The organism is Paenibacillus ihbetae, from assembly GCF_002741055.1.
GTDB classification, from domain to species: domain Bacteria; phylum Bacillota; class Bacilli; order Paenibacillales; family Paenibacillaceae; genus Paenibacillus_AQ; species Paenibacillus_AQ ihbetae.
In genome coordinates this window covers 1424493-1436894 of record NZ_CP016809.1, presented here as the reverse complement: position 1 = coordinate 1436894, position 12402 = coordinate 1424493, and the positions used below count along the sequence as shown (strand labels likewise).

7 protein-coding genes and 2 pseudogenes are annotated in these 12402 nt (G+C 54.4%); 8 read left to right on the top strand and 1 reads right to left on the bottom strand.

Going from position 1 to position 12402, the window contains the following annotated elements; genetic code table 11:
- Positions 1-23: 23 nt before the first annotated feature.
- Entirely contained in the window at positions 24-2339 is a 2316-nt protein-coding gene (locus BBD41_RS06610; protein WP_206098291.1) for a helix-turn-helix domain-containing protein, read from the bottom strand.
- 233 nt (positions 2340-2572) lie between these two features.
- Here BBD41_RS06610 and BBD41_RS06605 point away from each other — a divergent pair, with 233 nt between their 5' ends.
- The 8 genes and pseudogenes from BBD41_RS06605 to BBD41_RS30620 all read left to right on the top strand — a co-directional run.
- The gene (locus tag BBD41_RS06605) at positions 2573-4090 is read left to right on the top strand and encodes an extracellular solute-binding protein (protein WP_418304248.1); all 1518 of its coding nucleotides are present in this window, start codon (positions 2573-2575) and stop codon (positions 4088-4090) included.
- 310 nt (positions 4091-4400) lie between these two features.
- The gene (locus BBD41_RS06600; protein WP_099480491.1) at positions 4401-5933 is read left to right on the top strand and encodes an extracellular solute-binding protein; all 1533 of its coding nucleotides are present in this window, start codon (positions 4401-4403) and stop codon (positions 5931-5933) included.
- Positions 5934-6018: 85 nt separating this feature from the next.
- Positions 6019-6978 carry an ABC transporter permease gene (locus tag BBD41_RS06595; protein ID WP_099477066.1) on the top strand — a complete coding sequence of 320 codons (960 nt, stop codon included), beginning with the start codon at positions 6019-6021 and terminating at the stop codon, positions 6976-6978.
- A gap of 20 nt (positions 6979-6998) precedes the next feature.
- A complete protein-coding gene (locus BBD41_RS06590; RefSeq protein WP_077564836.1) occupies positions 6999-7877 on the top strand; it encodes a carbohydrate ABC transporter permease in 879 nt (292 codons plus the stop codon).
- A 15-nt stretch (positions 7878-7892) separates the two neighbouring features.
- The gene (locus BBD41_RS06585) at positions 7893-9455 is read left to right on the top strand and encodes a family 43 glycosylhydrolase (protein WP_237087021.1); all 1563 of its coding nucleotides are present in this window, start codon (positions 7893-7895) and stop codon (positions 9453-9455) included.
- 17 nt (positions 9456-9472) lie between these two features.
- Positions 9473-10597, top strand: a complete 1125-nt coding sequence (locus tag BBD41_RS06580; RefSeq protein WP_099477065.1) for a hypothetical protein — start codon at positions 9473-9475, stop codon at positions 10595-10597.
- A gap of 169 nt (positions 10598-10766) precedes the next feature.
- Positions 10767-11588, top strand: a pseudogene (locus tag BBD41_RS30625) (MFS transporter); the annotation flags it as partial.
- 90 nt (positions 11589-11678) lie between these two features.
- Positions 11679-12044: pseudogene (locus tag BBD41_RS30620) on the top strand (SNF2 helicase associated domain-containing protein); the annotation flags it as partial.
- Between the last annotated feature and the right edge of the window lie 358 nt (positions 12045-12402).

Here is a 12402-nt window from a genome sequence, read left to right as displayed (position 1 = left end):
AGCCAGCCCCAAGGCTGTTCCGTTCATCCCTCCACTCCCTTATATTTGGCCCGGTATTGACCCGGCGTCATCCCTTCCAGTTTGCGGAAGGAGCGGATAAAGTTCTGCGAATTGTTGTAGCTCAGCTTCTCGGCGATGTCCTTGATCGGCATGTCGGTCTCCACCAGCCACTTCTTGGACATTTTGAACCGGTACTGCGACAGATATTCGCTAAACGACATATTCGTTTCTTTCTTGAACACGCTGCTTAAGTAAAAATTGTTGTAATGCAAGCGGGAGGCGCATTCCTCCAGCGTAATGTTGCGGTCGAATTCATTGCGGATGATCTCGATGATCTGCTCGGACAGATTTTGATATTGGGAATCTTGGCGATCGCGGAACACCTTCACCATCGGGCGTATGACACGGGTTTTGAACCAGCCTTCAATATCCGGTCCGGTATACAGCGACAGCAGCTCCTCAACCAGGGAGCTGTTACCAAAGTCGGGCTGCTCCAGCACGATGCCGTTCTCCTGCATCACGATCATCAGGTCATTCAACAGCCGAATCAATGAGATTTGGTATTCATGCGGCGTGCGGTCCTTCTGAAATACCTCGGCGAGCCACTGCTTGAGGAGCTCAAGCGCACGCTCTTCCTCCGCCAGCTTAATGGCGTCGATCAGCTCGTTCTCTACCTGCATCGGATAGAAGTAGACCCGGGTATGCTTGCCTGAATTCACGCTGAAATAAGGGATGATGACGCCGGTACCGAGCTTGATCCGGTGCTTTAAGGCTTCCATTCCTTCCTGGTAAGCGCGGGACGTCTTCATCAACGTCTTATACGGAAGGCTGATGCCGATGCTGACCTCCAGATCGAGGAAGCTGCGGGTCGTCCGCTGGATCTCCTCCGACAGCTTGTAGATATAATCATTGAATGCCTCCAGCGAGATTCCGCCCCGTCCGATCAGCGTTACCTGGGTCTGGTCGATAATGACGGGCGGGAAACGATACATCGATGGGATCATCTCTTCCATCATATTATTGATGGCAAACAGGAGCAGATCCGAATCCTTGCGCTCGTACCGGGTATCGTCGAGCGTATCGATCTGGAGCGTGAAGACGGCGAGATGCTCCCACTGCGCGACCTGCTCCTGGAAGCCGAACAACGCGATCTGCTCCTCTGCTTCAGGCGGGCTGATTCTGCCGAGAAACAGCTTGTGCAGAAAAAAGGTTCGCACCTGCTGGCTGTTCTGGCGCAGCTCGTTCCGAAGCTGGGTGTTCGAATTGAACATATCCCGGATATGCTCATCGATAATCTGAAGCTCGTTCTTTTTATTAGCCTGGAGATCCGGGAGGCGCTCGGCGATGCCCTGCAGGATGAGGCGGATCGGCGAGTATACTCTTCGGGAACCGAGCCATACCAGCAGAATGCTGAGCCCGATCATCAGCAGGCAAATATACAGCGTGAACCAGCCGATGGAGCGGGATTCCTTGGTCACCGCCGACATTTCAGTAAAGGAAGCGTACAGCCAGCCGTTAAAATCCGATTTCACATAGGTAACGGAGATCGGCTTGTTATCAATTCGGGTTTCGAACTGCCCGCTTTTGCTGTCGAAGCGATCAAGCTCTTCCTTGTTGTACCCGGTCTCGGTCAGGGCTTGGCCGACCTTTCCCTGATCCGGATGCACCACGATTCGGTAGTTGTGATCAAGCACCATGACCTCTCTGGAAGGCGAGGGGCTGTCCATCATAGCGGCAAGACTGCAGCTCGGGATTGTGGCTAGGGCGATGCCCCGGGCGGACGAGGTAGACATGGGCATTTTTTTGACAAGAGCAATCGTGTACGGGCAGGCATAGCTGAGGGTATCGCTTGAGCCGAGCGATTCGGTGTCAAGCATGACCCAGTTGGAGCTGCCCTGCATATCCATGAGGGACAGCAGTGTTTCTTTGGAAGCGTATTCATTAAATTTGTACATTCCCCGGTTATTGATCAGCCAGTTCGTGGTCGTATTAGCCAGGATGACATCGGTGACCCTCGTCTCCGGGGATTGGAGGAGGCTGAGCTCTTCCTTAAGCTTGTTATACAGCTGAAAGTCGTAATAGGATAAGGGTCGGTAAAGGGCACCCTGCAAAATATTGGAGTTGATGACGTAATTCAGAGTATAGTCCACGGTCCTCAGCACCTGCTCCAGATTGCTGTTCGTCTGATTCATGAGCTGGATATTGCTCGTATTGACATGGTTCTGAACCGATCCCGACGATTTCATAAACGAGAAGAACCCGAGGGCCAGGAGCGGAATGATACTGATGATGCAGCCGAACAGGACCATTTTAGAATAAAGACTATTTTTTGGATGCAATAGGTACACTCTCCTGTTTAACAAAGTGTATAATCATTGTATGGGTTCTACCGATCCCGTTCAATAATCATTTCCTAGGGAATAATCCTTGCATTTGATGTTGGAAGCTTCACGTCTGAATACAACTGCATAATAGAATGGATTTCGGTAATCTGTCTACAAGGATGTCGGGAAACGGAGGTTGTCGTGCTGTGAGTATCCGTATCAAGCGTTATGTTTTGCTGCCCTTGATCATGCTGGCGCTGATGGCTGCCTGCGTCGGCTTATCACGGGTTTGGACAAGCGGGCCGACCAATGCTTCGGAGAACCACCGGCCCCATATTTCGATAATGGCTAATCTGCATACGGCAGAAGTTCCATCGGATACGATCGAGAAAATCATCGAGGAGAGAACGGGGACGCAGCTGAGCATTCAATGGGTACCGGACGGCAGCTATGATGAAAAAGTCTATGCCTCGATTGCGACAGGAACGTTGCCGAAGGTGCTGTATTTAAAGAATGCAGCCTCTCTGTCTTATTTTAAGGATGAGATCCGCAGCGGTTTGTTTTGGGAGATCGGGCCATACCTGGACAGCTATCCGAATTTGAGCGCATTGAAGCCGGAGGTGCTCAAGAATACGTCGGTGGACGGCAAATTATACAGCCTCTATCAAGAACGCGCGCTGTCTAGGCAGGGGATCATTTACCGGAAGGACTGGGCGGACCGACTTGGGCTGTCAGCGCCCGGGACGCTGGAAGAGCTGTATGAAATGTTGAAAAGGTTTACATATGACGACCCGGACGGTAACGGACTCGATGATACGATCGGGCTCACGGACCGCAATGACCTGATTTACGGAGCATTCAAGACCATCAGCTCCTATTTTGGAACGCCGAACAATTGGGGCTGGTATCAGGATTCCCTGCAGCCCGAGTTCCGTTTTCCCAAATATATGGAGACGATGAAGTTTTTCCGCAAGCTGCATGAAGAGGGGCTGATCAATCGCGATTTTCCGATAACGAGCAAGAAGGACCAGCAGGAGCTCTTCATTACCGGTAAGGCGGGCGTGTATGTAGGGGCGATGAGCGATGTGCTGTCTCTGGAAGCGAAGCTGAAGGCCAATGACCCGGATGCGGTGCTGGATGTCCATAACCGGGTGCGGGGGCCGAACGGATACGGGGTTTGGGCTACGCAGGGATACGGCACGGTCGTCCTGTTTCCCAAGTCCGCGATCCCGACCGAGGCGGAATTGAAGGAAGTGCTGGCCTTCTACAATGAACTAATGAGCGCCGAGCTGGCCAATTACATGTATTGGGGAATCGAAGGCGAGCATTATACGGTTCAGGACGGTAAAGCCATGGCCGTGGATTCGTACAACCTGCGGGAGAAGGACGTGAAGCCGTATCAAGCGCTCATGATCGGAGGTTCAAGCACCATCGACGGCATGCTTCAACCGGTGAACAAGAACGAGGCTAAGGACAAGGCGGAGCGCCTCATTCTTGACAATGAGAACTTTCTAATCAACGATCCGACCGTTCCGCTTGAGTCCGTCCGATATAATGAGATCGGCGTCAGGCTGGAAGAGAGCATGCGTGATGCGACCTATCAGTTCATTCTCGGGATGATCGATGAAGCGGGGTATGAAGCGCAGGTCGAGCGCTGGCTGGAAGAGGGCGGGGAAGAGATCATCAGAGAGTTTAACGAATCGTACCGGAGTTCGACTCCGCTGTATAACTCGATTCCGCAATATAATCATGAGAACTACCGTTAGGGAGTAAATGCCCTGGCGGTTTTTTTTTGCGTTTTTCTGGAAGGAGCGTCCAGACGTAATGTGCAAATGCGGAAGTAATCACTGCTTGCCCGTGAGCCCCTCGCATAGCCTGGCAGCTTCCGGCATTCGCTCCGGCTCAATCGATGCAGGCGTTGACAGCATAATCATTAGATTTGATGGCGCTTCTGCAGCGCAATCCCAGCCGTGCAAGCCGCACACCCAATCCCGGGATTATATGCGTACCCGCCATCCCTCCGTTAAGCTGTTCATGCCAGCCCAAATCGAAATTTTAAAAATGGAGGTCAAAATGATGAAAAAGAAACAAGCCAGTACCATACTGGCAATTGTAACCGCTTTAGCGGTATTGGCAGGCTGCGGCGGCGGCTCCACAGCGACAGGCGGTCAGAGCGGCGAAGCGCCTGCAGGCGGCGAACAAGCGAAGGGTCCGGTGTCCATCTCCATCATGGCCAACCTCCACACGCCGGAAGTGCCTTCGGACAAAATTGAGAAAATCATCGAGGAAAAAACGAACACGAACCTGGAGATCCAGTGGGTGCCGGACGGAACGTATGACGAAAAGGTAAATGCTTCCCTGGCGACAGGAACGCTGCCTCAGGTTACCTATCTAAAGAATGCGGCTTCCCTCGTCAATATGCGGGATGCGATCCGAAACGGCCAATTCTGGGAGATCGGACCTCTGCTGGACCAATACCCGAATCTCAGCAGGCTGAAACCGGATGTCTTGAAGAATACGGCCGTGGACGGCAAAATTTATGCGCTATACCGCGAGGTTCCGCTCTCCAGGCAGGGCATTATTTACCGCAAGGACTGGGCTGACAAGCTCGGGCTCAGCACGCCAACGACGATCGACGAATTTTACAATATGCTGAAGCAGTTCAAGGAGAATGATCCGGACGGCAACGGCAAGGACGATACGATTCCGCTGACGGATCGGAACGACCTCATTTACGGCGCCTTCAAAACGATCAGCTCCTGGTTCGGCACGCCGAACAACTGGGGAGAGAAGGACGGCAAGCTCGCACCTGAATTCATGTTCCCGGAGTATATGGAAACGATGAAATTTTTCAGGAAGCTTCATCAGGAAGGATTGATCAATCAGGACTTCCCGGTGACGAGCAAGACGGACCAGCAGAATCTGCTGATTACCGGCAAGGCCGGGGTATACATCGGTGCGATGGGCGATGTGTCCAGCCTGCATCCGAAAGTGGTGGAGGTTAACCCGAATGCCGAGCTGGACGTGCAGAACAAGATCGAGGGCGGACCTAACGGCTTCGGCATCTGGTCCGTTCCGGGATACGGCTCGGTGATCCTCTTCCCGAAAACCGCGATCAAATCCGAAGAGGAGCTGAAAGACGTGCTTGCCTTCATGGATCAGCTGATGAGCACGGAGCTCGGAAACCTCATTTATTGGGGCATCGAGGGCGAGCATCATAAGCTGGAAGACGGCAAGGTCGTTCCTTCGGAGGACACGAAGCTGACCGACCGCGAAGTCAAGCCTTACCAGGCCATGCAGGTTGGAGGACCGTTGACGGTTGAAGGCTTCCTGGAAGCGAAGCACATCCTCCCGGTCAAGGCGAAATCGGAGCAATTGATCGTAGAGAATAACGACTACTTGATCGAGGATCCGTCAGCTGCGCTGGATTCCAAAACGTTTAATGAGAAGGGCGTCCAGCTGCAGGAAATGATTAAAGACGGCACCTACCAATTCATGCTGGGCGATATTGATGAAGCGGGCTTCCAGTCCGTTATCGATAATTGGCTTAAGAGCGGCGGACAGCAAATTATCGACGAATACAACGCATCCTATGAAGCATCCAAATAACGAAGCATGCCACCATCCCGGAGCAGGGAGACTGCAGATCATGCAGTCTCCCGTTTAAACCGGGGACAGAAAGGAAGTCGAAGTCATGAGCGAAACCGCCGTGCAGGCCGGAATGGGCAAAGACGCCAAGACGAAGCCGGATTCCGGACGAATGAGAAGGATTTGGAAGAACCGGGCGATCTATCTCATGATTGTTCCCGGATTTTTATACTTTTTGATCTTCAAGTACATTCCGATGTCGGGATTGATTATCGCATTTCAGGATTACCAGGCCTATCTCGGCGTGATGGACAGCCCGTGGGTCGGGCTCAAGCATTTCGAGCGGCTGTTTACCGAGCCGATGTTCTTTACGATTTTGCGCAATACGCTGCTGCTGTTTTTTATGAATCTGCTGTTTTATTTTCCGGTGCCGATCATTCTTGCCCTCATGCTGAATGAAGTGCGGCGCGAGGTGTTTAAGCGGTTTATCCAAACCTTGGTCTACATTCCCCATTTCATGTCCTGGGTCATTATCGTATCCATTTCGTTCGTTATGCTGTCCATGGACCGCGGGATCATCAACGAGCTGCTGGTCATGGCCGGATTCGACAAGATTAACTTCTTGATGAGCAGCGATTGGTTCAGACCGATGTATATCGTCCAGGTGATATGGCGGGAGGCCGGGTGGGGTACGATCATCTATCTGGCTGCCATGGCCGCGATCGATCCCGGCTTGTACGAAGCATCCCGGATCGACGGCGCCAGCCGTTTTCGGCAAATGTGGCATATAACGCTCCCTTCGATCCGCAGCGTGATCGTCGTCCTGCTGATCCTGAAAATCGGGGACGTACTGGAGCTTGGGTTCGAACATATCTATCTCCTCCTGAACTCGATGAATCGGGATGTGGCGGAGATATTCGATACGTATGTGTATACGGCCGGTCTTAAGCAGGGACAATTCAGCTTCAGCACAGCGGTTGGATTTTTCAAATCGCTGATCGGCCTGATCTTGGTCATGCTGGCGAATTGGCTGGCCAAAAAGGCCGGAGAAGAAGGAATCTACTAATACGAGAAAGGTTGATCGCTATGGTCCAAGATAAAACGATCTCGAGCCGCATCTTCGATTTCGTCAACTATACGCTGCTGCTGATCATCGGGCTGGTTACGATTTTGCCTTTCATCCACGTCATCGCCGGTTCGTTCACGACGGTGACGGAGCTGGCGCAGAAGCAGTTCGTCCTCTTTCCAACCGTATGGTCGCTTGATGCCTACAAATATATTTTTTCAACCAATACCGTGTTCAAATCGCTTGGCGTATCCGTGGGCGTCACATTCTTCGGCACGCTGTTCAGCATGCTGCTCACCTGCCTGATGGCATACGGCTTATCCCGCAAGGATCTGGACGGCCGGAATTTCATTATGTTCATGGTGCTGTTTACGATGCTGTTCAGCGGAGGCATGATTCCAACGTTTCTCGTCGTTAAGGAGCTGGGGATGATCGATTCGTATGCCGCGCTGATCGTGCCGTCCGCCATCAATGCCTTTAACCTGATTATCATGCGAAACTTCTTTCAAAATTTGCCGGAGGGGCTGGAGGAATCCGCGAAGATTGACGGGGCGGGCGATTGGGGGATCCTGTTCCGGATCGTCATCCCTTTGTCGATGCCGGCCATTGCTACCATCTCGTTGTTCTATGCCGTTACGTATTGGAATACGTACATGCAGGCGATTTTGTATTTAAACGATGCGGCCAAATGGCCGGTGCAGGTCATCCTGCGGCAAATCGTCATCCTGGCCAGCGGCTTGGCGGCGGATACCTCCGGCATGGAGGACATCGTTCGTCCGCCGGAGCAAACGGTGAAGATGGCGGTCATCGTTGTGGCGACGCTCCCGATATTATGCGTATATCCGTTCCTGCAGAAGCACTTTGCCAAAGGGGCGCTGCTTGGTTCCATCAAGGGATAGAAGAGGTGGGGAAAAATGTCGCATGCAGAAGCAGAATCGCACGGTGAGGGGTATGGCCTTAACAGGCCGGCCCGTTCGGAGCTGGGCGATGCATCCGGCCAGGATGTCGTGCTCCAGGACTCTGTAACCCGAGATCCCGTTCACGAGGATTCCGTGTTCCGGGACACGGATGCGGGGATGTATGCCCCGATCATCGCGGGCAACTATGCCGACCCTTCGATCATCCGGGTCGGCGACGATTACTATATGACCCATTCATCGTATAAGCTGACCCCGGGGCTTATCATCTGGCACTCGCGGGATATGCGGAATTGGCGCCGCGTCGGCGCAGCCCTCACCCGGTATGCAGGGGATGTATGGGCGCCGGATTTCGTGATGCATAACGATAGCTTCTATATCTATTATCCTGCAGGCGGAACCAATTGGGTCGTTACCGCCTCTGACCCGGCAGGGCCTTGGAGCGAGCCGGTCAGTCTCGGGATTCGCGGCATCGATCCCGGACATACGGTGGCACCGGACGGCAAAAGGTATTTGCACATGTCCGGCGGAGCGTTCGCGGCATTGTCGGACGACGGGCTGTCGGTCACCGGCGATGTCAAGCATGTGTATGACGGCTGGAGGTATCCGAAGGATTGGGTTGTGGAGGCCTACAGTCTGGAGGGGCCGAAGGTGACCCGCCATAACGGCTATTATTACTTGACGGTGGCGGTTGGCGGAACGGCAGGACCGCCGACCAGTCACATGGCCGTTTCGTCGAGATCGAGAACGCCATGGGGTCCATGGGAGCATTCCCCCTATAATCCGATCGTCCGCACGTGGTCGAAGGAAGAGCCTTGGTGGTCCAAGGGCCACGCCTCTTTGATTGATACGCCTGACGGCGAATGGTGGATGGTCTACCACGCGTACAGGAACGGTTACCATACGCTGGGCCGCCAGACCCTGCTGGAGCGCGTCGAATGGACCGCTGACGGCTGGTTTCGAGCAGCCGGCATGGGCAGGGGCGTGAGCCCTTTGCCGCCGCAAGCGGTGTTCCGCGATTCGCTGAACGGGGCGGAGCTCGGAGTGCACTGGCAGTGCGAGGGCTGCGCGCCATCGTGCAGATTTCGCGCCGGGAATGAAGGCCTGACGGCGGAGGGGCCGGCCGAGGGAATGGAACGTTCGCCGCTCTTCTTCATGCCGGGACACGAGCGGTATACGGCACAGGTGGAAATTGCCGTGGAAGGGGCCGCCGAGGGCCGGCTGCTGCTATATTACAACGAATCGGCCTATCTGGGCATCGGGATCAGCGCTGAGGGGGTCCGGCATTTCCGGTCGTTCAAAAGCTACGCGGTCATCCCGACCAGAGGAGGGCATGCATTTCTGCGCATCGTCAATGACGAGCATATCGTGTCTTTTTACTATAGCTCTGATGGAGCGGAATGGTTCCGATACGACAAGACGGTAGAAGTGTCGGGCATGCATCATAATACGCTCGGCGGCTTCCAAAGCCTGCGGATCGGGCTGGATGTCGCTGGGGCCGGCAAGGCAATCTTTCGAAACTTTTCGTATGAAGCAGAAGCATGGACAGCCGGACAATGAGGGGAGGAGGTGGCGGCATGCAGCGGTTACAGGACATTTTAGAGAGCGGGGACGGGCTCTTCGAAGGCTTCTTCGAATGGCTTGAGGGACAATATGATCCCGAGTCGGGCGGCTTTTATTATGCCCGGAGCTCCCGGAACTCGCCCGGGTTCACCCCGGACATCGAATCGACGGCTCAGGCGCTTGGCATTATCGAACGCTGCGGCCTTACAGCGGGTTTGACAGAGGACGTGAGGGGGCGCATGATTCAATTCTTTCAGTCGAAGCAGGATCCCGTTACGGGCTATTTCTATGATGCGAATCCGGATATGAGACGAGATGAGGTCATGGTAGGACGTGCGCTCGGCTACAGCATCGGCTCCCTCCGTAAGCTCGGTGCAGCCCCGATCTATCCGCTGCCCGGAGCGGGGGGCTCCGAAGAGGCGGCACCGGATTATTGCCGCAGCCCGACCGCATATCGCGAGTGGCTGCGCTCAATCAGTCTGGTGAACAGCTGGCGCGGGTGCGACAGGCTGTGCAACTCGGCGCCGTACCTGCTGCAAATGCCTTCGGAGAAGCGGGAGACGTGTCTCCAAGAGGCGTTATCGTATTTTGCCGAAATTCAGGATCCGGATACAGGCTTATGGGGCGAAGGCGCGCCCTATGTCCGCATATCCGGCACGTTTAAGCTGTTGACGTTTTATAACCGGTTTCGGATCCCGCTGCCGCGCGTCCCGGAATTATACCGCTCGCTGCTGCATATTCTGCGAACCGAAAGGGCGGAGGATATGTGCTATATCCGCAATCCAATCAGTCTTCTGTCATCGATGAACATGGATATTCCCGAGGATGAAATGGTGGAAATCGCGGAAATTACGCTGTGGAATATGGCGAGGCTCAAACGTGCGGACGGCGGCTTCTCTCGAGAGCTGCATCACTCGCCGCCGGCACCGAACGTCGCCCAGGTCAAGCCGGGGGAGAGCTACCCGGACATGCCGGTTCCGGTCCCCCTCGGCCGGGGAGAGGCCGAAGGAGATATGAATGCGGGTACCCAGGCCATCCTGATCCGCTACACGCTCCGCGAGCTCGGCGGGCTTCCTGCCTCTCCGCTTCAGGCAGCGACATTTAGTCCCCGATTCCATCGAATTGCAGCGGATGAATAGGACACGGTAGCAGGGAAGCGCTCGGCCGGGCAGCGAACGAAGACGCCTTTCAAGGGAAGCGGGCGTTACTCTATTCAATCATGGCATTTATCAATTCGGCAATGCCCTTGCGGCGATTCTCGTCAACCTGTATTTGTGGCGGCTCACGAATGATCTATGGGTAAACGGCATGTTTAATCTGATTACGCTCGCTGCCGCCCCGGCAGCTTCCGTATATATTGGCAAGCTGGCCAAGCTGAAAGATCGGCTGCTGGCATATCGGCTCGGAATCGGATTGACAGCCTTGTTCTATCTTGGCATTCTGATCGCGGGCGAACGGATGGCCGATTATTATGTCGGGTTTGCCCTATTAAAAGGAATATCGACTGCCTTTTACTGGCTGGGTCATTTTACGCTAATCAATGATGTAACCGATCATGACAACCGCCATCGCTACCTCGGGGTCAATCTGACGATTACCAACCTGTCCATGCTTGCCGGTCCGGCCGCAGCCGGCGCTCTGGTGGAATGGTCCGGGGGAATGCAGGGTTACGCGTTCGTATACCTGCTTGCTTTCGCCATGTTTGTCTATGCATCGGTAAACAGCTTTAGAATGAAGAAGCGAGCGACCCATCATAAGACCTATTATCTCAAATACGCCTTCAGGATCATGCGCAAATATCCGGCATTCGGCCGGTCACTGGCGGGCTGGTTTCTGTTCGGCCTTCCGCAGGGCATTCTTGGCTATATTCCGGCGATTCTGCTGTTTCAAGCCGTTCCCAAGGAATCCTTCGTCAACTATATGAACGTGGCGTTTCTGGGGGTGACGATGCTGTCCGGTCTGGTGCTCGCCAGATGGGGCAGGGCCGAATGGAACCATTTCTACCTGGCCGCGGCCGCGATCGGGTTCATCGCGGGCGTCATCCCCTTGTTCATGGGCGTGCAGCTGTGGACGGTCATCCTATTTATGGCGGTGTTCTCGCTCGTAAAGCCGCTGCAAAACAACGCCTATACCTCGCATTATTACAAGCTGAGCGGGGAACTCCCGCTGAAGGAGCATTTCAAGGTGGAGTCAGTCGTGCTGCGTGAAATATTCACCAACGCCGGACGCGGTGCCATTCTCGTCCGGGACGGAGAACGGGAACAGCAGATCCTGCGCCTCATGGAGGAGGCCGATTTCGCCAAAACGGACGGCGGATACTATATGAACGACGAGGATGCGGAATTTGATTTTCTGCACCATATCGTTCCCGAGCTGGAGAAGCTGCTTACGGTATATGCCACGTCAGCCGTGAAGGAGCGAATATTCCGGGAGCATGCTGCGCCGAAATTGAAAGTGGACATCGATGAGCGGACCGATTGGCTGGAGCTGAAGTTTGAGCTTGACGGCATACCGGAATCCGAGATTCGAAGCTTGATCCGCTCGCTCGAGGAGAAGCGGAAATATCACCGTCTTCCAAGCGGTAGCGGAACCGGAGTCGCCATATACATGCTGATTCCCGGTTCCCTGACGGACAGCCCGATTGCCTGGATGCTGATGGCCATCGCGCTGCTGCAGCTTCTTATCGGCTGGCTTGCGTCGCCGGTATTTCCAGCGATGCGGATCACCGTATCCGGCCAGCGCAATCGAGATCTGTGACGGGCAAGGCGATGGATGTTGAAGTCTTTGGTTATTAGAGGGGAATTGGGGCGCATCGTCTGGGAGGCAGTGACCGGATGTATGGCAGAAAACGGGTGTGAGAAACAGGGCAGGAGGGAGACGTTCGAGATGGGATCCGATCCGGAAAAATTGTTGTTTTCGTCATAGGAATTCAGGCTTTCCCTGC